This window comes from Lysinibacillus sp. RU7 (assembly GCF_057837305.1).
In genome coordinates this window covers 260,734-284,755 of record NZ_JBYQFK010000001.1, presented here as the reverse complement: position 1 = coordinate 284,755, position 24,022 = coordinate 260,734, and the positions used below count along the sequence as shown (strand labels likewise).

Below are 24,022 nucleotides of genomic sequence, written 5' to 3'. Positions count from 1 at the left end.
GAAATTAGTGCTTTCCCCACTTCAAAATAGCTTTACATAGCTAGAAAGGAGAGCGAGTATGACATTAATGTTGGATTTAATCATCCTTACTGTTCTACAATTAAGTTCCTTGTTTGGGATTATTATCATTGTCGGATTTTGCATTAATATCATTGAACGGCAATCCGTAAAATTTATTCAACAAAGTTTCGGTAAACAAGGCTTTCTTTTTACTTCATGGATTGGCACACCTGTTCATGAATTCGGTCATTATATGATGTGTAAAATTTTTAATCACAAAGTAATAGATGTTCAATGGTTTCCAAAGGATAAGCACGCCAGCACATTAGGTTATGTAGCACATCGCTATAATAGCGGTAGCCTTTATCAACGAATCGGCGTGTTCTTTATTAGCATTGGCCCTTTATTTTCCGGCTTACTGGCACTTGCATTATTGTTGTATATGTTATTACCGGCTAGTTACGCTGAATTTTCTACTTTCACCAAATCCATTGAACCATCTGCACTTACTATTGAAAATATCATGATGATTGTAAAAGCCTCTTTCGAAGTCATCTCTACAATCTTTGTAGTAGACAATTTTACATCGATTAGATTTTGGGTATTCTTACTTTTAGCGATTGGCATTTGCACACATATTTCACTAAGTCCCGCTGATTTGCGCGGGGCGTTTAGTGGATTTATAACTATGACTTTGTTACTTTTTGTTATTAACTTAATAGCCCTGTTTACCGGCTTGGATACAAATCAATTCGTTTCTGCACTCATTCAGTACAATGCTTATCTCATTGGTTGGATGAGCTTCGTATTGTTTTTATCGCTGATCACATTATTCATTACCTTTACGATTAGCTTCATTAGTAGAAGATTTTTATAAGATAGGAGTTTTTATCATGAGAAAGTTGAAAATATTTATTGCGCAAAGCTTAGATGGCTATATTGCAACCAAAGAAGAATCATTACAATGGTTAATGGAGGTAGAAGGTGAAGGCGATAACGGCTATAGCTCTTTTTATGAAACAGTTGATACGGTTGTCATGGGGCGAAAAACGTATGATTGGGTGATGGCTGAAATGAACGGAAAGTACCCCTATCTGAATAAGCAAGGCTATGTATTCACTTCCCAACATCCCCTACTATCAGAAGATGTAACTTTTACAAATGAAGATATAAATGCCTTTGTAGAACGCTTAAAATCAGAAGAAGGCAAGGACATTTGGATTGTGGGCGGTGGTCAACTAATCGCCAAATTTTTAGAAGCCCATGCAATCGATGAAATGATTGTAACAGTAGCACCTGTCTTATTAGGAAAAGGCATCCCACTATTTCCAGAAGGGAACTACACTTCCGTTTGGAAATTACAAGGAAGTCATATTTATAATCAATTTATCGAATTACATTATGTCAAAAAATAAACTTACAAGCTCGAAACAGCCACTTAATCTAGCACTTGCCTATGTGAGCAAAACTTATATAGGCAAGTGCTTTTGTTATAACGATTTCACTAAACGCTTACATAAGTTTTTTCCATTTTTATTCCAAAACATATGCTATACTTACATACGTGGAACATTTCTAATTTAAAAATGTTTAGAGGGGGATAAAAATGTTGAAACAATTATTACTTCCTGTCATAACACTCATGCTATTTTTATTAGTGGGCTGTAGTAATGAGCAAAAAGAAGAACCGGCTAAAAACATAGTAGATGAAGTTGCAGTGGATGAAAGTGAAATTGAATCATTAAAAATAGAAAATGAAGTTTTAAACGAACGCCATCAATATTTAGTCACAGCGCTGAAGCAGATAATGGAAAATTTATCAGATGAAGAAATGCTAGCATTGTCACAAAATCAGTTTTCCTATGATTTAAAAGTAAACGAACAATCCATCCCTAAAAATGGGCAATTAACGATTTCAGAAGGGGATATTACAATTTTACTATCTGAAATGTTTTTTGGGAGCGATTTTTTACCAGAAGAATGGGTTGCTAAAGGAAGCATTACCGGAAACTATATTGACCATGTATTAAATTTTGATACTACAAATTGGGAGCCTATTGCCTTAGACGGGACTGTTAATACCGCACGAGGTTACGAATTAGCAAATGTAAAAGTTGGACAACAGTTCTCCTTTCACATTACAGATGAACTAAAAAAGCGATTAAAAATCGACACGAATTTAATACATATTAAGGTAGAATAAATCTTTATTAAAATATCACACGCTCCTTTGCATAAAAAATGTCACCTCCTATAACTTAGAAACTCAGTCATGAGAGGTGACAAACTAATGAAATCATACTTTACGTGGGATAAAATACAATTTATTGCTATTCAATTTAAGCTTCCACCATATCTAACATACGCACAAATTGTCCTTCGTTGTATGGATAGCCTGCTTTTGTAATTTTCACTTTAACTAGTTTCCCAATCATATCTTCCGTACCTTCGAAGACGATTTTTAAATAGTTAGACGTGTAGCCTACATACAGATTTTCGTTATCGCCATCTTTAAAGCGTTCTTCTGGAATCACTTCTAATACATCCCCTTCAAAGCGAGAAGCATATTGTTTTGCCAGTTGATCGTTTAATGTAATTAAGCGATGTACACGTTCATTTTTCACTTCTTCATCGACAAATTGATCTTGCATACGTGCTGCGGGCGTACCTGTTCGTGGTGAGAACGGGAATACGTGTAATTCTGAGAATTGATGATCTTTAATGAAATTATACGTTTCCATAAACTCTTCTTCTGTTTCACCTGGGAAACCAACGATGACGTCCGATGTTACCGCTAAATCTGGTAATGCATCTTCTAATTTACGCAGTCGTTCTGAGAAGAATTCCATCGTATACTTACGACGCATACGTTTTAATACTGTATCTGAACCAGATTGAATTGGAATATGCAAATGGTTTACGACAATATTCGAGTTTTTCAATACTTCAATCACTTCATCTGTTAACTGGGACGCTTCAATAGAAGAAATACGTAAACGTTTTAACCCTTTCACATTCGCTTCCATATCACGCAATAATTGAGCTAAATTATAATCTTTAAAGTCTTGACCGTAGCCACCTGTATGAATACCTGTTAACACAATTTCTAGGTAACCGGCATCAACTAGTTGCTGTGCTTGACGAATTACTTCTTGCGGATCACGCGAACGCATCAACCCACGTGCCCAAGGAATGATACAAAATGTACAGAAGTTGTTACATCCTTCTTGGATTTTTAAAGAAGCACGTGTACGGTCTGTAAAGGCAGGAACGTCTAGCTCCTCATATACACGGTTTTTCATAATGTTGCGTACAGCGTTAATTGGCTGACGCTCTTCACGATACTGATCGATTAACCCTAATAGTTTATGACGATCCTGTGTACCGACGACAATATCGACACCTGGAATCGCCATAATTTCCGCTGGTGATGTTTGTGCATAACAGCCTGTTACACAAATAACAGCATCAGGGTTTTGACGGATGGCACGACGAATGACTTGGCGAGATTTTTTATCGCCTGTGTTTGTTACGGTACATGTATTAATCACATAAACATCAGCTTGTTGTTCAAACTCGTTACGCTCGTAGCCTTGCTCTTTAAATAATTGCCAAATCGCTTCTGTTTCGTAATGGTTTACCTTACAACCTAAAGTATATAGAGATACGGTTTTCGGACGCTCGTAACTCATAATCTATATCATCCTTTCAATTACAGTTCAAATTTATCAACGTGTCTTATAATAGCATAAATAGATATGATGAGCCTAACTTTTTAGTTTAGGCTCGTTTATATTAAACAGCTTCTCCGATAACACGTAGTATGTCTAAAAACAGTGGTGATAGCTGTATTAGCACATAGCCCAAACCAGCATTCATAATCATCGTCCACGCCTTCTCGCCTTTTCCGAGCATGAAAAAGAAGCAGGCCCCAACCATTATTACGCTAGCTACCGGAAACGATATTGCTACTAATATTTGTATGACTGGATCTAGTATCGTCGCAAGCATTTCCAACGACGTGTCTGCGATTAGGCCCGTTTTTTGGACAGACGCATTAACTGGAATGGTTATAGAAGAGTATGAATCAACAAGAGGTGTAATATGTTCTACAGGCGCTTGAATCGGTTGTTGTATACTTTGTACCGTTGCCGCGCTATTTGCTACAGGAAGCGTATTAGCAGCCTTGTTATACGCGAATAGACCAACAGCTCCGACCGTCGGAATCCCACTCATAATCAACAAATCTTTACGAGTAGCATATCTAGACTCTTCTTTAATTTTATCTAATGCTTCAAAGCGCTCTGTAAAATCCGTTTGTTCTCCAGCTGCAACTACTCTCGTTTTATTTTTAAAGAACATTTCGCTTCCCCCTTATTTAATTTCGTCTAGTGTGTACACTTGGCATTTTAGCCCTTCACACGAAACTTCCAGTTGCTTACGTCTTAATTCTGTCGTAGTAAGCCAAATAAGTGTCGGATAATAACCGATTTGCTTCACGATGCCTGGCATTAGCTCTTTGTAACGTTTAATTTTTTCTCGGTTCTCTTTCATTGTTTGCATATTGTCCACTTCAAGGAAATGCCGAAATCCATTCCTCGAAAACATAGCATCTACAACCACAGAGGTATTTGCGTCCGAAATCTTGACTTCATTTTTCCAATCTATCGGGCACTTGTAGAACAACCAAAATTCATTACGCATAACGGTATGCTGCACTCGACTTGTTTTACGGCGCACTTTATCACAACCAACGTACTCACGGCCAATTTTACTCAGGTAATATACACTTTGGTGCTCACCTCGTATGCACATTAGGTAATCAGATAGGTCTTTGAGTATCCGGTTGGTATTTCTTTTTTTGCCTAATTTGAAATATCGGTTAAGTTGATCGCGCGTCATGAAATCAAATTTCCTCAAAAGTAACAGTATCTGTTCGTCTCGGTTTGATAGCTGCCTCTTCAACGCGTTCCCCTTCCTTGTCAATTATGTGAGGCTGTATAGTATCGTGGATAATTTGTGGTGTAATTAATGGGGTTTGTAGTATTTCACGTTTATCTGCCGTTTGATAAATGGCACGTCCCTTAATCATTGGTAAAGACTCTGCTCCCTCGCCATCTAATACAACCCTTGATGCAACTGCTGATTGCACCCTAAAGCACAGCTTTGCGTCTGCATTTTGTTTTACCTGTCTTGGAATAACATCACCTACTGGATATTGAGTTGCGAGGACCAATCTAAAACCTAGTCCAGCACCTAGCCTTGCAATCTGCGACATAATCGTCTGGCATTCTTGTTTTAATTGTTTTTCTGCCCTTGTGACAGCTTCTGCAGCATTTAGTTCTCCGACTTCATCAATAATGACGAAATGGCGCTCTTTAATACCCGCTTCTTGCACATTCTTTTTACCTAATCGTTTAAGTCTCCGTTGAATATCACGCATTTTATCATAAGCCCTCTGCAAACTACGAAGGGCTTCCTCTGTTTCGTATGCAATCGAAACAGTCTGCTTGATGTTTTCGTAATCGCACAACTCAACCCCGCCTTTGAGATCGATTAAGTAAAGATTTACGTGTTCCGATTTACTTTGCAACAAGCTACAAATCAAAGAATTAATGAAATTACTTTTTCCGTATCGCGTAGCACCCCCAAGCACTAGGTGAGGTATCTTTTCGAAATCATGATACTTAAAATCATTCATAGCCCTGGTAACACCTACAGGCACTTTCCAAGCTGTCCCTGATGTGAATGACACTTCTTTAGTTAGTGGTTTATCATATACACGAACAATAAGTAATCCGTCATAGGACAATTCAATTTCCTTTTGCTCAGTTAATTTTTTCTTATGGATTTCTTGGAGTTGCGGAATGATAGCACGATCTACATCTAATTGCCGCAAATCAGACAACGTGATGTGCTTACGACGATTATTTAAGCCATCTTCTAACACTTTTTGCTTTGCTTCGTAGTCGCTAAACGACCGTCCAAGAGGAATGCGATATTTGTATTCCCAGCCCCATTCGTGTTGTTTCTTTTTGATAAGTTGCGTCATCAAAGTGTCTTTCCCATCCCGTACATTCAATCCACTAAGAGACATAATACGTTGAATCTTTCCGCTGTCATTTGCTGATAACCCTTTTCGCTTAGAATAAGCCTTGATTGCAATTCCGCCCATCAAACCAGTTGTTAAAATTTCAAAGAGCAAGTCGATCTCCTTTCTCCATCTTTTTCATTTCTAAATTTTTTAAAGAATTTTTTCGTGATTTTTACTTCACTTTTAAATCCACTTTAAAAACCATTTGCGCCACGGTTCTCTTACTACAAGTAAGAGTTGCACAAAGTAGGCATTTCGAAAATAATGCGCAAGCCTTGATGTGACAATAACTCATCGTTGCCCACCTTCATTCCCGCTGAGCAATCAAACGGGCACTACATCGGGCACACGAAATCCCTTTTACCACACCAACCAATTTTCAATTGGTGAATGATTATTAACAACAGACGCATCATTTTCGCGCTCATTTAACCAATCATAAAAAGGCACTGGACGCTCGCTGTGCGTTTTGTCCTGCACGGATGATAAATTGATTACCTTCTTATTTAAACGTTCTACAGCATTTCTATACGCGCCTACAAACACAGCACGTAGTGTACTCGATACCGTTAAAGTACCTTCTTTAATATCCATAGCGATTTTAAATAGAACATTTTTAGCTTTTATAAAGTCCTCTACAGAATTTACTTGTGCAGCTAACACGACTCTGTGCAATTCATCCTTCAACTTATCTACCAATGGCAACGAATGCATGAAATCAAATAACATCTGCTGGTACTCATTCATGTATTCTTTTTTCTTTTCTGCTTGCAAAGCCAATTCATTTTCTAAATCAAATAAATTATTACTTGCTTGTTTAGAACTTAAAAGATTAAAAGAATTAGATGGTTGATTTTCGGATTGTTGTCTGCAAACCGCGTCGTTATTGACTTCAACCGATGTTACTCGTTGAGACACGCTCGATGGGACATAAAGTAAAATGCGATAAATACTAGCCCCTTTTATACCGTTAAGCTTAGTTGAAGCAACCTTTTCGATGATGCCCAGCTCAACCAGCTTCTTTACGCTACGATAAACTGTCTTAGTACTGATCTGTAATGAATCAGCGATTGTAGATGCTTTAAGGTGACATGCTCCCGGATAGTCCAGAGCGTGTGATGCAAGCTTGAAAACGATGGCACGCTCACTCTCTGTCAACCCAAAATAATGTTGCTGGATATGCTGCTCTACAGCTGCATCCATATCCGAAACTGAATCAAATGTTGCGTATGCCGCTAAGTATTCAAATGCCATCGTTCTCACCTCACTTTCTGTTCACCTGTATTTTTTTATAACTCCCTACCGCAATCGTGACATACCGTTATGGCTTCCAATGTTCCACGAATTGGAATAGTCTCATTGTTGATATGTTCACAGTGCTTTGTATGGCAAACCTCGCAAAATACATCACCATCTTGACGCTCCACTAATTCACTAGATCGCTCTCCGCACATGCAGCATGTTTCACCATCGCTAAATGCTTCAGTTGCCGTTTCACCGTTAAGCTCCATAATCAGCTTCGTGATTAAATTACTTAAATCCATTAATCTACCTAAACGGTGTAATGACTTTGATTCTGCATTACGATATTCAGCTTGTTTCCCATCATAAAACGCTTGATGCTTTGCTAATTTTGCTTTAAGCTCGTTGACTTTGTTCACGGTGGATACCTCCTAATAATTTTTAAAAACTCAATCGAGAGCACCAATCAATGATGCTCCCTGTTCAGTTTTTAAATGGCTTCGCATTCTGTACATAAGAATTTGTGGTCATCGTCAACCGTTAAACAAGTACCGCAGATTTTACAATAATCTTCTTGTTCATTGTTTGTTTTTATAAATTCAAAGCTAAGCAGATATTTTACTTCTTTAATTGTCATTTTCTCCACTATCATTAGAGCAGCTTCTTTTTTATCTGTTGTAGAAAACACTTCCTCACGATCCTTCAATCCAGAACCATCAACAAACAATACTTTTACTTTAATCATTTCGAATAACCTCGCTTTTTAAATTTTTAAAAACTCAATCACTGGTACTAATCGACTTAATACCAGCTGTTCAGTTTTTAAAAAATCGGGACTTCGTTGACTTCATTAACTTCTTCAAACGATGCCGTATCAGCTAAATACCAATCTTCACCTTGTTGATATTGGAACGTCACTTCTTCTTGCTCGCGATCTATACGTGCTTGCATTTCGTAGCCGTCATATAAATCTGTGAAGTAAATTCTTTCTTCCACTTCATCCACATAAAAACCGTGTGCATGTGGATAAAACTCTTTGATTAAGTAGCGTAACTGCATTAATTGTTTTTCTTCTTTTGTTTTCACTTCAATTCCGCCTCCCATTATTATTTACTTAAAAATAATAAAATTACTTTATAAATAATATTGTTACTCATATAGTAAATTACTTCATTCGTAATGTCAATTACTAATTGCGTAATTTTATTTATTGATTTATAATTTAATTAACTAATTCGTATGAGAGTAGGTGTGGGAATGTATTTAAAATCGAGATTAAAAGTACTTCTAGCAGAGCGTGATATGAGTCAAAAAGATTTAGCTGAAAAAACAGGACTTACCACACGTTTGATCAGTGAGATTGTTAATAACAAAATAAAGATGTACCCAAAAGAAGCTATGGAAAAAATTATGGTAGCTTTAGAGGTAAAAGATATCGGAGAATTATTCACTACAATAGAAGAAGCAGACGACAAATAAAGTTGTCTGTTTTTTTATTATGTACAATTACCAATTTATTACCTAAAATGGTTAAAAGGAGGAATATTATGAATAGCTTATTTTTTATTATTTGGGGTTTAAGCTTAATTGCGATTTTTGTATTTGCTGTTTTAGCGATTCTACAATTTGTTAAAAAGGATAGCATTAAAGGCAAAAAGCAATTAAAATTCACAGGTATCTCTTTAGCTGTTATGGTAGTTTCGTTCGTAGCGTTTATTTCAACTTCTGAGCCATCAGAGACAGTTAAAGACGAAGAAGTCATAACTACCTCGGCGAATGATGCAGAGCAACAAGAAAAGGAAGAAGAACCAAAGGAAACTGAAGAAGAAAAGGTTGCACGTGAAGCGAAAGAAGCTGAAGAAAAAGCTTTAGCTGAACAGAAAGCCAAAGAGGAAGCAGAGGCTAAAGCTAAAGCAGATGCAGAAGCCAAAGCTAAAGCCGAAGCTAAAGCCGAAGCTAAGGCTAAAGAGGAAAGTGTCCCTAGAGAACATAAGTCGGCTTTGAAAAAAGCTGAGTCATACGCTAAAACTATGCATATGTCAAAGGCAGGTATTTACGACCAATTGACATCGGAATATGGCGAGGGATTCCCTGCTGAGGCTGCTCAATACGCTATCGATAACATTGTTTTTGATTGGAAAGAAAATGCATTGAAAAAAGCTCAATCATACGCAGAAATGATGAATATGTCAGATTCGGCTATTTATGATCAATTGATTTCAGAATACGGAGAAAAATTCACTCCAGAAGAAGCTCAATACGCTATTGATAATTTAAAATAAACAAACAAGCCCTCCACATCAGTGTCAGGGCTTTAATTTTCTAGCGATTTATTATGTATATGGTATCTCTCTATTATTAATAAAAGACCACCCTCTTTGAGTGACCTTTTCTTCTGATGATTCTACATATTTAAGATATATAGCTTTAAACGTAACTAAATAATTAAGTACGAACAATAAAAAACTCATATTTACTGCTATAAATTGATATCTTTTAAAACGTTAGCGAAACCTTGATGGTATTAAAGATTTCAACAAAAATCATAGAATAAAGTTATTTAAACAATCTTTGCTTTTTCGATATTCTCTTATCAGCAACCGTAATATAAGTAATATATATAAGCACATAAATTATTAATATAAAAATAGAAATTAACCCCGTATTAAATTGCATTTTATCACTAAAAAGATTAGCCCCGTTAGTTTGAAGATACTGGTCATATACCATCATTATCAATAAAAAAGTAGCTAGAATACTTAGATATTCCAAAAAGTCCTTCAATTTAAATAAGGCGTTTAAGCTAACGCTAACCCATCTATTAGTTACATTCTGATTCACATGCCATTTCAAATCTTTCATACAAACCAATAGTCTATTCCAATATTCGTCTTCTATCATTATTGTTAATTTTTTGTATTCTTCCATTAACTTTCTATCATCAATAGCATTTTGTTTTATCATCATATTTAATTCTAATAAGAGAAAATTAATTTCTTTATGATAAAGTTTATAGATTTCATTATCATCATTTACTTTACTAAGAAATTCTTTTATCCCTTCTATTTTATCTTCCTCCAAGCGCTCTAGCTTAATAATCTCTTGAAGTAATTTTGAATATTGAACTTGTATACTGTCTTCAACCATTTTATTTAAATTTTTTTTCTTCTCGCTTAATCTTCCTAAAACATAAGCTATGGTAGCCGATACAATTGCCACTATAATAGGTAAATAATTTAATAATGTTTTTTCCATTAATTCCATCCTCTCCTATTTAATTTATTTGTCTATGAGACCAGGCCAACCATCCACGAGTTATCATCCTTTTTTGCACATCTTTAAACTTGAAATCAAACTACATTATACCAAAATATGTATATATAGCGCAAAAAAAGCCCGCTACCAATTAGGTAACGGGCTTGTACTTATTTATTCATATCAATAACCGTTTTAGCAGCTAACACTAAAATTTCATCATCTGTAATTGTTAGGTCATTTAATTTCTTGCGCCACGATTCATGTGAACCTTCTTCAATTGCATAATTTACGATAGTTTCACGGTGAGTCTTACTTGCTAAAATAGTATCTGCAACGTCATTCAATGCCGCACTATTAATATTTAAATTACGAGCAGTCGGTTTGACCTCCGCAGTTGTAGTTGTGGAAGGCTTTAATGATTTACCAACATATCCCGCTAACTGCTCTGCAATCGCATAACAAATCTTTTCGAAATCTCGATTGTAAATAGCGACATCGACTGTACTATTTACAAAACATATCTCCAATAAGATAGCTGGCTTATGCGTATTTGCTAAAAATGCTAACTCTTTACGTTGTTTAGCACCGCGATCAATTAGACCTGATACATCCGCTATAACTTTACTTACTTTAGCCGCTAAATCTTTTGCATCGTAATAAAGCACCTCTGTACCGATACCTCGTTGTTGGCGACCTGCTGAAGCGTTAAAATGAATACTCACATCTAACTTCCGTGATGATTTATTGTGTTGCGTAACAAGGTAAGATAAGTTCTGTTGCTGATTTTTAGAAACATTATCTTCAATATAATTTACAGCTACATCAGCTGCTCGTAAAATTTCTGTTACACACTTTGCAACTTTGCGTGCTTCTGTTACTTCATCTATTAAGTCTTTCGCGCCTGTACCGATTTTCCAATGCCCTGGACTGATTGTAATCATTTATCTTCACCTTCCTTTTTCTTGTCGTCGTTTTCCATCTGTAATTGTGTGAATGCTCTTGATAAAAATTGCGGCACCTTAATGCCGAGTTTACCTAAGTTCTCAATCATCGAAATACCTTCCATCCCTATTAGGAATAGAATCATCGCATTACGCATGAAGCTACCGCTGTCTGTTGCATTGTCCAATTGCACTGCAGCAATAACCATCAATACCATTGCCGTCTTTTTTATTAAGCCTTTAAACATCTTTTTACTTTCCGTTTTCTTGAAGAGCAAACTAACCATAAAGCCAAGTGTATAGTCGATAGTCATGAATATAACTAACGCTTTAATTAAGTGGTCAATGCCTCCAACAAAATAAGCGACCCATGCCATGGAGCCGCCTACCAGTGATGTATATAGTGTGTCTGTTTTCATAAAACACCTTCCTTTTTCATAATAAAAAGGACACGCAAATGCGCATCCTTTCAATTTTCTAGATATTTGGATTAAAAGTTTTATCAAGTGAGCGAACTGAAAAACTATTCCGTGGGTCTTTTTAATAAAAAGACAACTTCATCTGTTTGTTCTGTACCGTTATCTCCACAACGGAACTTTGTGTTAATAGCACTCACTACTTCCCATCCCTGTTTACCTAAAACATTTAAGTTATTTTCTAAGTCTTCTTCTCTATCAAAGATGTTTGCTGAATTCCAAGTGAATGTCTTGTATTCCCAAATCATTAATATTCCCCCTTTCCATCTACTTCAATTCGACAATAAAGGAGCTTTACCTCTAATAAGATTTTGACCATAAAAAATAGCACTGCTCGGTACAGTGCGTTGCTGGGGTCTTGATGCAATATAAAAAGCACACCACGATTGGATGTGCTCACAAAATTTGTATTAATCTAGTTGAAAGAAGTTTTTCAAAAATGCCTTTAATTCTTCTGTCATATCTTCCGGCACTTCATCCAAATTAGTCATAACTCTAAACACTTCTTTATATGAATCTTGAACCTCTTTTTCTGTAATAATTCCTTTCTTCATTAGAAGATTACTCAAAGCAAGTATTCTAAAATCAACAGCTGTAATATGCGTCCCAATAAAACTTTTAAATTTTTCATCCATGATTTAAATCATCCTTTCATCTACTAAATTCAACAAAAGGATGAAATCTCCTTTAATGAGGTATGACTAAACTTTATTCTCTAATGAAATTTAAAAACTCTTTACCCAGTTCTGAAATTTCTGTCTTTTCCGAGAAACTAACAGCCGGAGCTCCAGCATCAGGATCAGCTATAAGCTTACCCAAGTTAGCTATATGGAGGAGACCGATCCCTTCAAGTTTATTTTCGATAAACGTGACAATATTAGGGCTAGCTTCCACTCCAGGTAAAAATTCTATATTATCCCTTAAAGATTTTAAATAACTAATTTCAATACATCTTACCTTATCCAAAATATCGAATATCAATATCAATTGGGAGTCATTCAATACATCTTCTTCAGCAAATCTTTTAATAGAATTCACTACATATTTTATTTTTTGTTCCTCATCTTCTTCTAATAATTTCTGCAAAAAAATTGGTAACACAAAATCTTTCATTTGCTCAACTTTTTCCTGATTTGGTTCTTCAGCAACTCTATCCCTAATTTGATTAAGTTCAGTTTCCACCAAAGTCAATCTTTTTGCCAATCTTTTAATTTTAATGTTAGTTAGAATACTTCCTAGCATTGGAGTCATATCAGGTACACTTTCGCCAAGTACCTCTACTATTTCTATTTGATCTAATCCGATTATATCTTTTAGTGTATTGATTGCATTATGCATAAAATCATTCCCCTCCAATAAATTACTTCTACTTATCAGAGGGGGAATCCTTTAATAATATTTTGACTCTATTTTTTTATAGAGTTCTTTCATTTCTTCTGCTGCCTGCAATGTTACACTATCTAAACTACTTTCCCCATTTATATCCATATATTTATTAAGACCGTTAATTGTGTATTGCAATGAGGTCATTATTACTGATAACTCATCATCTGTTAACTCGACCATGTTCATAATCAGCATTCCTTTCATCCATAAAAAAAATACACCTCTCCAGGTGTTATCATTTTTATGCTATTTAATTGATTTCATACTTACTAAGCATTTTGGAACGAATGGGTATTATAAAAACCCTCCACAAGTTAATGTGAAAGGTTTTGTATTTATAGATTCTTTGCTTCCTCTTTACCAGCTGCAGTTAATGTTGTAATAATCCCCATAGGCATTTCGGGTTCATTTTTAACTAATCCGCGATTTTCTAATAACACTAATGCTGGCTTTGAAAATAAAGTCATAGTTACACTATCGTTTCCTGACTCTAAATAATTTTCGTACATAATTTTAAGAACTTCTTTTTCGTCATTACTCATATTTTTCCACCCTTTTCTTTATCTACTAACTACATTAATTTCGACAAAAAGGGAGGATTTCCTGCCAAAACGACATAAAAAATAACGCTAGCTACTGCTGCGTTTACTGTGCTTGTTGAGTGTCCATTAAACCGATTAGCTCAACGTATTGTTCTTGTGAGATACGTTTCATCATTAAAAATAACGATAAATCTGATTCCATAGACTCATAGTTATAATTACCAGAATTAATAACGATTTTAGCAGCTTTATATACCATCATTTAGTTTTCCTCCTTAAATCCCAATTTCTTTTTGTAATAAAATCATTTCCGTGTTTAATAAAATCTTTGCTTGCATTTCTTCTAATGATAGGGTTTCTAAAGAACCAAAATCTTCAACATTATTGATTGATTCATTTAATATTTTTACGACAGTTCCATTTTTTGAGATATTAGTCGTATATAACATATCTGACATTAAATCAAACCTCCACTTAGATATATTTTACTGCCGCCTCCAAAAGTATAACCTTCTATTCTAAGATTTCTTTTAAAGAATATAGGATGTGGTAGAAGTAATAATCCAGTTCTTAACGGTAATTCTCCCTGAGAATTATTAGTCTCAAAATTGACTTCATTTATAGGTTCTGTTTGCGATGCGTTTCTTTGAAAACCATTACCGAATGCAACGTGAGTATAATTCACTGAAGATTGTCGAACAGTTGTTGAATCTAGAATGCCACAGCCGAATCCTCCACTACTTTGACTAGAAGTTTGGTTTGTGTCTACAACGACAATATCATCTATTGTAACAACCATTTTCAAAGTCTTAACAACAGCACCCCCACCAGAAGTTGTGGCACATATCAAACAATTTATAAACCCCTCTCCTTGTATATTAATTATTTCCTGATTACTTGATGGTGGCGTCAAGTAATGTTTCATTGGTGAATATCTACTCCAATCAGTCCCGCCGCTAACAGGAAACTGCGCCAATATTTGTTCTGTATCTTGTTTAATAGCTTGTTGTTGCTCGTATGAAGGGAAATTTTGCCCTGTCATTATATCACCTCACTAATATCTACTCTTAAACAATTTAATTCGTTATTCCAACTGAAGGTAAGTTGTTTCTTCACACTACCGTCCATAAATTGACTGTGCTTAGCTAAATCGTTTTTATGGTTTGCTAAATCTGTTTCAATCAACGTCATTCGACTTGCTAATGTTGCTGCAATATTTTCATCCAAAATGTCCTGAATGGATAAAAACCACGTTTCAAAATCACTTTGCTCTTGTTGCATCCATTGTGTCATTGACGTTTCTAGTGCTTGCTGGAAATCCGCCAATTCTAATTCGGCATTAGTTTTCGTAGAGTTAAACCAAGCTAAATATTGATTAAAAATAGTTGTTGTATCAACTTGATCTACAGTACCGTGGACGATACCACATAAGCTTTTATTGAGTCGTGTATCTGTAATATTCGCTTGTATGATTTGCGTTGCACCGTTATTGATTAATACATCAGCTAAAGCAAGCTCTACATAATCTGTATCACGCTGCAATACAGGTGCAACTGGATTACTAGCAAACGTACCTTTTTTGACCACAATCTCAATTTCACGTTTTAGATGATTTAGTCGCATGACAATACGGTCAATACGCTTGAGTACACCGTCTGCAAGGTCGATTGTCAAAGCATGGTCGTTATCACTATATAAAAAATAGCCATCAATCCAACCTGCACCAGGTTTGACGATGACTTGCATGTTTGTGCCTTCCACAACTTGTAGATTTGTGCTTGGATTTGGAAAAACGCCATTACCGATAAAAAGACTAAAGTATTTCGCTATCCACCATGCGTTAATTTTACGGTCTCCAACACCATTGGAATCGCGAACACTATTAAAAATACCGCTATAGATTGTCATTTTTTCACCTTCTTTTTAAACTTCTCGTAGATGGTAGGAATATTACTACCAAAATTGATTCCTAATGTAATCCCTTCTTTATTACTTATTAAAGTTGATGAGATAACACGAGGATGCATAATACGTTGTATTTCATCGTTCCTCGCACTCACTCGATCACCTAATCCATAATCGACACCATAGGTAAACTGACTGTGCATATCCACTTCACTTTCAAATGTTTCAACGATTTGAAATTCCGTTAATTTTTCATCGCCACGCTTCTCTAAAGCTTGATTATACTCACTTGGCGACATTGTTTTAGAATTGTTGTTATCATCGTAATATTCACTTTGTATGTCACGTGCATCAACAAACAATTCGCGTCGATTAAATCCGCTAAATTGATCATTACTTATCACATATTTACGATTCGCCCCTTCCCCTTCTCCGGCAACTATAGCAGTTGTTTTATAATCTACTCTGTTATGGACATAATTTTGGCTAATGATATTGTCATACTCTTTACTGAATATAACGTGTGGATTGACATCTTGTAGAGTACTACGATCAACGCCTTGCCATGTAACAACATCTAATTTTTTATCTTCGTGATTTAATAAAACATCAATGCTCATTTCATGTTTGTTGCACACCTCAAAGATGTGTTCTAACACTTCCCCTCCAATTTTCGTGCTCTCATCATTTATTGGAATAACGCTATTCGGAGCTAATCGTAGGTTCGGGATTATACGATTTGGATTACTTGGAGTAATAGCATTCATTTTAATGAAATATTTGATTAAATCCTCTACATTTCCACTGTATCTCAATTGGCCGATGATAGATCGCCAAGACAATATATAATTCAACGAGTATGCGTGTATTTCGATTTCTGTTTCTTTCTCGTCGGTGTAATAGAAATGTTCAATGATATACCCGTAATTAACCTCATCTTGCGTTGTTAAAATATTGTCATGCTGAAGTAATTCAATTGCTTCTGGAGAGCTTGCAATACGCAAAATTAGTTGACTTACTTTGTCATAATTACGTTCAATTTCGAGTTGTTTGTATTCGCTGATTTCACCAACGAGATCAATTTGCAAGTTAAATACATATAAATCAATCATTATTACATCTACACCCCAATCCTCTTCGGTGTGAATTCAATTGATACTTCTAAAAAATCTAATCCACTATCTGCATCGTAGCGTAGTAAATTATCGCCTGGCTCCAACTGCAGAAACGTGGAGGTCGCAAAATCTAATGAGTTAAAGATTTTTGTCTTAACGTTATTACGAGTGAGTATAATCGACCTTCTTCCTCGGTAAGTTGATACCTCAATTACGTCACCTGGTAGCATCGTAAAATTAAGGTTAAATGCCTCATAGGTATTTACATTCAGCAGTTTCGGATTGATTACTTCTGATAATGCAAAAAATCGAATAAACATGCCTGATGAGTCACTACCTTCATTTAACACATTTACGATTAACGACGGGCTTCGATAGCCAAATTCAACCCCTTCCTCCACAACTTCAAGAGGAAACTCAAGATTTGATACCCACAATGCTATATCAACTTTTCTTGAAGTTGCTTCATAAATGAATGGATCACTAGCTACAAATTGCAGTAGACCGGTAAGCCACCTGTTATTGTCGTTTTCAAAGCCTTTCGCAAAAATAGGTGCTGCCGTTAAATTTGCATTAACATAAAGAGCTTCACCTGCTTTTGTAGTAAAATCAATCCTCATTGGATTAAATTTCGGGTTACATACTCTATAAGCTTCTTGCCTCTTTTCTTCAATCCACCAAGGCTCTGCATTAGTTTTTTTGATATAAAACGGAATCTCAATATCTCTCGTTGTTAGGGTTGTCGATTGGTAATGAGCACCGTCCGATGTAGATTCAGACATATTCACATTTGCACCTAATCCACTAATTTCAAAATCATCAAGAACAAAAAAGTGACGACCGAAAATTATCGAGTCGCCACGATTATTCGTGATTGTCATATCTTTAATGATCAAGTCGCCACCTCCTAAATTCCGAATACCATACGTCGCCATGTACGTTCCATTTCACGCGCACCGCTATCATGCGTGTGGATGGTTACATCTTGTTTAAAATGTTTAGAATTATCAATACTGCTATGGCTGCCACTGTTAATAGATGCATTGCCCTCTATAGTTGAAGCTAGTCGTTTTGACGCTGCTGCTACCTTACTCATCATATCGTCCATGCCAAGCACTAGACCCTCACCAACGTTAACACCAAAGCCGCGCATAACACGGGACGGACTATGGATATCGAGCGCACTTTGAATCGTATTTTTAATGGCATCTGCAATAGCACTTGCTTGAGCAATTAATGCTGGTGTCATTTGAGATAAACCGCTCTGCAATCCAGCGATAATTTCACTTCCTATTTGTGGTGTATCCTGCGCCAATTGTTTTAATTCGCTTGTTGTACCATTTCTAATATTTTCAACAGCTGCAGCCCATTCATTTTGGTATTGTTCCAACTGCTTCCCTGTTTCTTCTCGTAAATCCGCAATCTGTTGATCCGCATCTTCACGCATACCGGCTAATTCGGTTGCTGCTTTATTTCGAGCGAAGGCGAATTTTTCTTCGTATAACATTGCATACTTCGCTAATTCTTCATCAGATAAAGAATTTAATGATTTAAGCTCACCAAGAGATTTAGGTCCTAGTGCTTCCAACTCTTCTAGTAACGCTTCGTTACTAATTCGTGAGCCAAGACTAGACATGACAGATTCCCATTCTTTTAATCCGTCAACTTGCGATTGCAAATTTCCGATTAAGTCTTGACCCGTTTTCTCGGTTTTGACGGAGAATTCATCGAACATGCCCATGAAGTTTCTGATTGCATTAACACGACTAGTATAAGCTTGGTTGTATTGATCGTTTAGTGCCTTTTCGCTATCTTCCAACTTTTTATTAGCAGCTTGTATTTTATTTACGTACTCATCGTTTAACGATAAAAGTTTATTTTTTATTTCCGTTCTAATTGTTACGGCTTTTTCGTTGAAGTACTTATACTGCTCAGAGTCTTTCTCATACATTTTTGCGTACTCTTCGTACAACTGTAATTCATCAGCTTTTGAAATAGCGTTCGTTTTCTTAGATAGTTCCACAAATTCTTTTTGTTTTTCGAATTTTGTCTTTGCATACCTGTCATACTCTTGTAACGCTTTTTGTTCCGCTACTGTAACCTCATGAAGTTGATTTGCATAATCTGTCATCTCTGAAGAAAACATAAAGTCAATTGCCCTATTTATACTATCCATACCGATGATTGAACCATTAGTCATTTGTTCATTCGCTGCTTCAATCATCTCTTGACGCTTTTTCTCCATACGCTCAAATAAGTTAGCATGTTTCTCTTCTACTTTTAAGCGCTCTTTATTAAAGTCTTCCGATATAGATAAACGAGATTTAGAAGTTAACATGTCATAAGTAAGTATGTCGTTATGCACTTCAGCTAATTTTTTAGATGTAGCATCGGGATTTAATGTAATTAACTCATCAACATTGATATATTGTAAATTCGCAAAAGAATCAGCGATTTTATCAGCAATTTTCTTTGTCTCTGCGATAGTTTCAACGGATTCATTTTGCATGCCAACCGTTATACCCTCCATAACGTGCACGCCGATTTTTTTCATTACACGAGAAGGTGATTTAATTTGTAAAGCATCTTCCATCGTCTTTTTAATGGATTCAGCTATTTCGCGAGCTTTATTTTCAAGTGGACCCTGCATACTACCTAAGCCATTTAAAAGGCCTTGTCCAGCATCTACACCGACTTGTTTCAATGAAGATAATTCTGTACTTGTCGTCTGAGTTAAGCTTTTAATTTTTTGTTGCCACTCATTGTTAAGTGTATCTAACTTTTCTGTTGCTGCTTTACGTAACTCATCAATTCGATTATCGGTATCTGTTTTCATACCAATCAATTCGGACTCGGCTTGCTTACGTGCTAATGCTGATTTTTCTTGGTAAAGCGCGCTATATTGTTGTAACTGAGTATCTGTTAAACTATTTAATGCTTTTAATTCTCCAAGCGCTCTCGGACCCATTTGACGTAATTCTTCGAGTAATCCTTTGTCGATTGCTTTCTCGGATAGTTTCTCGACTTCTTTTTGCCATTCTTTAAAGCCACCGACTTGGGATTGTAGATTGGATAATAATTGTGATCCTGTTGTATCGATTTCCACTTTGAATTCGTCAAATAAACTTCTAAAAGAAACTAAAGATTGCGCACGCTTATCTACTGCATCAACATAAGCTTTTGTTAACGTTTCTTCTTGCTTCGCTAAATCTTCATTTATTTTTTGAATCTGATTTGAGAAATCTACGTTGGTAGCTGTAATTTCTTTATTGATAGCTTGTACCGAAGATTGATAAGCTTTTTGGGCCTCAATTCGCTCTTTGCTACCTTCTTCGAACAATCCAATTGTTCTTTCCCAAATTTGTGCTTCTTCAACTAACGACAGTTCCTCTAAAGATTTCTTGTCTGTTACATATTGTTTAATGCTTTCTAAATCCGCTTTATTGATATCATCTATAGCTTTTTTATACGCTTTTTGGGATTCTACTCGTTCTTTCGTGCCTTCCGCAAATTGATTTATTGCGTATTCCCAAATTTTCGCCTCTTCTTCTAAATTCAATTCTTCTAAAGATTTTTTATCTTGCACATACAATTTAATCTTTTCAAGATTTTCCTTTTGAATTTTACTTAACAACTCAGAAGAAGCTTTAGTAGCCTTCTTTTCGATATCAGCAATTTTCTTAGCTGCATCTTCTTGGATTCGTTGAATTTTAATATTTTCTTCTTGAGTAGTGCTTCGCTTTTTAGATGCAGCTGTTCGATAGATTTTATCGATATCTTCTTTAGATCGTTTTTCTAGTTGCGCTATTTCAGCATTCGCTTTTTCAATAACTTTCTTTTCTTCACTTTGATATTTACCAGTGATGTCTAATAGGTTGTTTGTTAAGCCCGTCATGACTGCATTGAGTTTTTCTTCCCTCTCAGCCATACCGATTTCCCAACCTTGGATCGTATCTCGTCCAATGGCCATAAAAACTCTCGACGGGGATTTGATGCCCAAAACTTTCTTAGCCCAATCAGGGATCTTCCCTGCCAGTTCTTCGATTTTAGTTTGTACACCATCAAATTTTTCGCCAATTCCTTTTATAAGGCCGCCAACTATATCTCTACCGATTTGAGCTAGATTAATATTTGACAGGAAAGTTTGCGCCTCTTTCCATTTTGTTTCAATTTTTGTTTTTGTTTCACTCATTTTTGTTTCAACAGATGTTCGCATTTCTGTGAATCTAGATGTAACAGAATCTTTCATATCAGACACAGATTTTCTTGCATCGTTATAGGCTTGTGTCCAATCACGCTTGATATCTGAACCAAGTTTCTTCATTTTTTGGGATACGTCCGTTTTCATGACTTCCCACTTCGATTTGATCTCGCCTGTTTCCCAATTTACCTGGTCAACATGCTCACCTGCTTGCGCCTGAGCTTCTGAAACAATATTTTCATGCATCTCTTCTGCATATTTAATCGTTGTGTCACGAGACTTTTGTGCTTCTGCAATCATCCGTTCAGCTTGTTCCGCACTTATATCACCTGTTTCATCTCTTAAACGTGTGATATTGGCGATGGCTTCTTCGTATTGCTTGTTCGCTTCTTCCACAACTTTTTCTTTTTGCTCAACTGCATTTTTTACTACTTCAGCTGCCTGTAGTGCAGATAATTCACTAGCGTCCGCTTTCATCTTTTCTAAGATTACTTTTTGCTCAACTTCGTTTTGAGTAAGAACACGAACGGCATCTTCTTTCATCTGCTCGTTGATATTATTGATTACATTTCTTTCATGATCAGTGAGCTCTCGTTTCTCATCCGATGCTTTCTTCATGATGTCGGCCACAATTTGATTTTTAGCTGCTAAAATTTCAAGCTCTGTTTGATGTGCTTGCTGACGTTTTTCTAATATTTTTGCTTCCTCATCAGACGTTAACGCAGAAGAGTTAGCAAAAAATCCACGCAAACTTTCCATTTGTTCTTCATTCTTCACCTTGGCGCCTTCCACAATTTGAGCGTGCATTGCATCAAACTTTGATGTCATTTCAGCTGCCATTTCATCGGTTATTGTTGTAGATGTCAAATGCAGTTGACTTAACGACTGCCCCACATCATCAGATATTTTTACAAACCCGCCGACTGCCTCTGCTGTAGCTTCTGAAACATTTTTTGACCAATCTTGTATTTGAATGGAGGACTCATTCATTTCTTTTGCCACAACAACTGACGCTGTTCCAATAGCCGCAATCCCTAAAGCAGTTAATGCGACTGGACCTGTTAATACAGCTAGAGTACTACCAAGCACAGCTGACGCCCCTCCTGCAGTCCCAATCGCTGTAGATAAAGCGCCCACTGTCGTTACAAGGCCACCGATGCCACTCATTATGGTTCCGCCGATTACTAGCAAAGGTCCTGCTGCCGCTACTAATCCTCCAACTGCTAAAATCGTTTTTTGCGTTTCAGGAGATAGCTTACTGAATTTTTCTACGAGCCCCTGTATCCATTCTGCAGTATCTCGAATAACAGGTATAAGAGTGTTACCTAATTGAATAGAGGCAGTTTCAATGCTACCGCCCAATTCTTCAAGGGCCCCTTTTAGGTTGTCCTTCATACGGTCAGCTGTTTCTTTCGATGCACCTGCTGAATTTTCTAAACCTTCCACAAGCTTATCGAATTTCTGAGGTCCGGCTTCGATAACGGATAACATACCCGATACTGCTTCGGTACCAAAAATAGTTGATAAAGCTGCTGCTTTTTGCGCATTCTCCATACCTTTCGTAGCATCACCTAATTGCCCGATGATATCGGAGAAAGGAAGCATTTTCCCTTCTGCATCCGTAATGGAGATACCTAAATCCTTTAACGTATTAGCCGCTGCTCGTGGTGGATCAGTTAAGCGTAATAATGCCGCACGTAATGTTGTACCAGCTTGTTCACCACGCATACCGTTATCCGCCATAATTCCAACTGCTGCCGATAGCTCTTCCATCGAAATACCAAGCATTTGCGCTACTGGAGCCGCATATTTAAATGCGTATTGCAGATCGGTAATATCTGCCGCCGATTGATTAGCTGTTTGTGCTAGAATATCGGCTACTCGTGAGGCTTCACCCGCTTCAAGTTGGAATGCGTTTAATGCTGCTGCTACAACATCAGCTGTCTGTGCCATATCAGCACCGGATGCTTCAGCCGCGCTTATGATTCCAGGCATGGCGCCTATGATTTCATTTACTTCAAAGCCCATCGCCGCCATGTTTTCCATACCTAGCGCGACTTCTGTTGCTGATTTTGAAGTACTTGCGCCAAGTTCCATCGCTTTTGCTGATAACTGGTCCATCTCGGTGCCTGTAGCTCCAGCAATAGCACCTACTCTATCCATCTGCGCTTCGAAGTCCATAGCTGTTTTTGTGACTGCTGTTCCCATAGCTATAAGGGGTGCAGTAACGTACATAGACATGCTTTTACCGACATTAGCCATTCCATCGCCAACAGATTTTAATTTACCACCTACGTCTTGCATACGTTGCCCTGCTTGGGTCCACTGTGATGATTGAATACGTAATTGCTCTGTGACTTCGGCTAATTCACGTTCTAAGCGATTGTAATTTGCTTGCGCACGGTTCACTGCGTTCGCTTGTCTTTCAATTTGAGCCTGTGTTGCTGTTCCGCTTGCTACCAACTGGTCATATCGTCGGCGTTGTTCTTCTAACTTTATTCCTGCAGCGTCAAATGATCGTGATAAGATGTTTTGTTTTTGTGAAAGTCCTGTTAGTGAATTTTCGTATTCTGTCCCTCTCGCTTGCAAGGCCCGTAATTCACTACCCATCGCTGTCATTTGCCGATTTACCTGAGCAATAGAACCGTTAAAATTCGTCGCATTAAGAGATAAACTGACCGCTAAAGAACCTATTTCCGCCATAATTCCTCACCGCCTTCTTGGCCAAAATAAAAAATCACAACCAATCGATGTCGTTGGCTGTGACTTCTTCTATTTCTTCTTCATCTGCGTATAGTTCGTACCAAAAAATAATGTCCATCGCGTCTATCTCGTGGAGTTTATAACCGGCTTTTAATAAGT

General features: G+C 36.7%; 28 protein-coding genes and 1 pseudogene. 5 read left to right on the top strand and 24 right to left on the bottom strand.

What is annotated here, in order from left to right:
* The first annotated feature begins 58 nt into the window (after positions 1-58).
* The 3 genes from AC3II9_RS01530 to AC3II9_RS01520 all read left to right on the top strand — a co-directional run bounded on the left by AC3II9_RS01530 (position 59) and on the right by AC3II9_RS01520 (position 2,203).
* Positions 59-877, top strand: coding sequence for a hypothetical protein (locus AC3II9_RS01530; RefSeq protein ID WP_489152718.1), 819 nt, complete (start codon positions 59-61; stop codon positions 875-877).
* A gap of 16 nt (positions 878-893) precedes the next feature.
* Complete coding sequence (locus AC3II9_RS01525; RefSeq protein ID WP_489152717.1) at positions 894-1,415, top strand: dihydrofolate reductase family protein; 522 nt, start codon at positions 894-896, stop codon at positions 1,413-1,415.
* 191 nt (positions 1,416-1,606) lie between these two features.
* Positions 1,607-2,203: a hypothetical protein gene (locus AC3II9_RS01520; RefSeq protein ID WP_489152716.1), complete on the top strand. Its 597-nt coding sequence runs from the start codon at positions 1,607-1,609 to the stop codon at positions 2,201-2,203.
* Positions 2,204-2,339: 136 nt separating this feature from the next.
* Here AC3II9_RS01520 and mtaB read toward each other — a convergent pair whose 3' ends face one another.
* The 9 genes and pseudogenes from mtaB to AC3II9_RS01475 form a co-directional block, all read right to left on the bottom strand.
* Positions 2,340-3,692, bottom strand: a complete 1,353-nt coding sequence (gene mtaB, locus AC3II9_RS01515; RefSeq protein ID WP_489152715.1) for a tRNA (N(6)-L-threonylcarbamoyladenosine(37)-C(2))-methylthiotransferase MtaB — start codon at positions 3,690-3,692, stop codon at positions 2,340-2,342.
* 103 nt (positions 3,693-3,795) lie between these two features.
* Positions 3,796-4,362, bottom strand: coding sequence for a hypothetical protein (locus AC3II9_RS01510; protein ID WP_489152714.1), 567 nt, complete (start codon positions 4,360-4,362; stop codon positions 3,796-3,798).
* Positions 4,363-4,374: 12 nt separating this feature from the next.
* A complete protein-coding gene (locus AC3II9_RS01505; RefSeq protein WP_489152771.1) occupies positions 4,375-4,563 on the bottom strand; it encodes a hypothetical protein in 189 nt (62 codons plus the stop codon).
* A 3-nt stretch (positions 4,564-4,566) separates the two neighbouring features.
* Positions 4,567-4,902: pseudogene (locus AC3II9_RS01500) on the bottom strand (replication-relaxation family protein); the annotation flags it as partial.
* 4 nt (positions 4,903-4,906) lie between these two features.
* Positions 4,907-6,205 carry an FtsK/SpoIIIE domain-containing protein gene (locus tag AC3II9_RS01495; RefSeq protein ID WP_489152713.1) on the bottom strand — a complete coding sequence of 433 codons (1,299 nt, stop codon included), beginning with the start codon at positions 6,203-6,205 and terminating at the stop codon, positions 4,907-4,909.
* A 249-nt stretch (positions 6,206-6,454) separates the two neighbouring features.
* Positions 6,455-7,348 carry a helix-turn-helix domain-containing protein gene (locus AC3II9_RS01490; RefSeq protein WP_489152769.1) on the bottom strand — a complete coding sequence of 298 codons (894 nt, stop codon included), beginning with the start codon at positions 7,346-7,348 and terminating at the stop codon, positions 6,455-6,457.
* Positions 7,349-7,383: 35 nt separating this feature from the next.
* On the bottom strand, positions 7,384-7,755 hold the full coding sequence (locus tag AC3II9_RS01485) for a hypothetical protein (RefSeq protein ID WP_489152712.1): 372 nt from the start codon (positions 7,753-7,755) through the stop codon (positions 7,384-7,386).
* Between the two features lie 71 nt (positions 7,756-7,826).
* Positions 7,827-8,081, bottom strand: a complete 255-nt coding sequence (locus tag AC3II9_RS01480) for a hypothetical protein (RefSeq protein ID WP_489152711.1) — start codon at positions 8,079-8,081, stop codon at positions 7,827-7,829.
* A 77-nt stretch (positions 8,082-8,158) separates the two neighbouring features.
* On the bottom strand, positions 8,159-8,422 hold the full coding sequence (locus AC3II9_RS01475; protein ID WP_489152710.1) for a hypothetical protein: 264 nt from the start codon (positions 8,420-8,422) through the stop codon (positions 8,159-8,161).
* Between the two features lie 171 nt (positions 8,423-8,593).
* Here AC3II9_RS01475 and AC3II9_RS01470 point away from each other — a divergent pair, with 171 nt between their 5' ends.
* Complete coding sequence (locus AC3II9_RS01470) at positions 8,594-8,815, top strand: helix-turn-helix domain-containing protein (RefSeq protein WP_391367115.1); 222 nt, start codon at positions 8,594-8,596, stop codon at positions 8,813-8,815.
* Between the two features lie 68 nt (positions 8,816-8,883).
* A complete protein-coding gene (locus AC3II9_RS01465; protein WP_489152709.1) occupies positions 8,884-9,618 on the top strand; it encodes an Ltp family lipoprotein in 735 nt (244 codons plus the stop codon).
* A gap of 274 nt (positions 9,619-9,892) precedes the next feature.
* Here AC3II9_RS01465 and AC3II9_RS01460 read toward each other — a convergent pair whose 3' ends face one another.
* The 15 genes from AC3II9_RS01460 to AC3II9_RS01390 form a co-directional block, all read right to left on the bottom strand.
* Positions 9,893-10,591 carry a hypothetical protein gene (locus AC3II9_RS01460; RefSeq protein WP_489152708.1) on the bottom strand — a complete coding sequence of 233 codons (699 nt, stop codon included), beginning with the start codon at positions 10,589-10,591 and terminating at the stop codon, positions 9,893-9,895.
* Positions 10,592-10,761: 170 nt separating this feature from the next.
* A complete protein-coding gene (locus AC3II9_RS01455; protein WP_489152707.1) occupies positions 10,762-11,535 on the bottom strand; it encodes an N-acetylmuramoyl-L-alanine amidase in 774 nt (257 codons plus the stop codon).
* Complete coding sequence (locus AC3II9_RS01450) at positions 11,532-11,954, bottom strand: phage holin family protein (RefSeq protein WP_489152706.1); 423 nt, start codon at positions 11,952-11,954, stop codon at positions 11,532-11,534. The genes AC3II9_RS01455 and AC3II9_RS01450 overlap by 4 nt, the downstream gene beginning before the upstream one ends.
* A 104-nt stretch (positions 11,955-12,058) precedes the next feature.
* Positions 12,059-12,259, bottom strand: coding sequence for a DUF4177 domain-containing protein (locus tag AC3II9_RS01445; protein WP_489152705.1), 201 nt, complete (start codon positions 12,257-12,259; stop codon positions 12,059-12,061).
* Between the two features lie 162 nt (positions 12,260-12,421).
* Positions 12,422-12,646, bottom strand: coding sequence for a hypothetical protein (locus AC3II9_RS01440; protein WP_489152704.1), 225 nt, complete (start codon positions 12,644-12,646; stop codon positions 12,422-12,424).
* Positions 12,647-12,719: 73 nt separating this feature from the next.
* Positions 12,720-13,349 (bottom strand): hypothetical protein, encoded by a 630-nt coding sequence (locus AC3II9_RS01435; RefSeq protein ID WP_489152703.1) that lies wholly within the window; start codon positions 13,347-13,349, stop codon positions 12,720-12,722.
* A 51-nt stretch (positions 13,350-13,400) separates the two neighbouring features.
* Positions 13,401-13,592, bottom strand: a complete 192-nt coding sequence (locus AC3II9_RS01430) for a hypothetical protein (protein ID WP_489152702.1) — start codon at positions 13,590-13,592, stop codon at positions 13,401-13,403.
* A 140-nt stretch (positions 13,593-13,732) separates the two neighbouring features.
* Entirely contained in the window at positions 13,733-13,939 is a 207-nt protein-coding gene (locus tag AC3II9_RS01425; protein WP_489152701.1) for a hypothetical protein, read from the bottom strand.
* Positions 13,940-14,042: 103 nt separating this feature from the next.
* On the bottom strand, positions 14,043-14,201 hold the full coding sequence (locus AC3II9_RS01420; protein ID WP_489152700.1) for a hypothetical protein: 159 nt from the start codon (positions 14,199-14,201) through the stop codon (positions 14,043-14,045).
* A gap of 13 nt (positions 14,202-14,214) precedes the next feature.
* The gene (locus tag AC3II9_RS01415; RefSeq protein ID WP_489152699.1) at positions 14,215-14,397 is read right to left on the bottom strand and encodes a hypothetical protein; all 183 of its coding nucleotides are present in this window, start codon (positions 14,395-14,397) and stop codon (positions 14,215-14,217) included.
* Entirely contained in the window at positions 14,397-14,981 is a 585-nt protein-coding gene (locus AC3II9_RS01410) for a hypothetical protein (RefSeq protein ID WP_489152698.1), read from the bottom strand. Before AC3II9_RS01410 ends, AC3II9_RS01415 begins: the two co-directional genes overlap by 1 nt.
* Entirely contained in the window at positions 14,981-15,847 is an 867-nt protein-coding gene (locus AC3II9_RS01405) for a hypothetical protein (RefSeq protein ID WP_489152697.1), read from the bottom strand. The genes AC3II9_RS01410 and AC3II9_RS01405 overlap by 1 nt, the downstream gene beginning before the upstream one ends.
* Positions 15,844-16,956 carry a siphovirus ReqiPepy6 Gp37-like family protein gene (locus AC3II9_RS01400; RefSeq protein WP_489152696.1) on the bottom strand — a complete coding sequence of 371 codons (1,113 nt, stop codon included), beginning with the start codon at positions 16,954-16,956 and terminating at the stop codon, positions 15,844-15,846. Before AC3II9_RS01400 ends, AC3II9_RS01405 begins: the two co-directional genes overlap by 4 nt.
* An 8-nt stretch (positions 16,957-16,964) precedes the next feature.
* Entirely contained in the window at positions 16,965-17,855 is an 891-nt protein-coding gene (locus AC3II9_RS01395) for a phage distal tail protein (RefSeq protein WP_489152695.1), read from the bottom strand.
* Between the two features lie 11 nt (positions 17,856-17,866).
* A complete protein-coding gene (locus AC3II9_RS01390) occupies positions 17,867-23,863 on the bottom strand; it encodes a phage tail tape measure protein (RefSeq protein ID WP_489152694.1) in 5,997 nt (1,998 codons plus the stop codon).
* Positions 23,864-24,022: the final 159 nt, after the last annotated feature.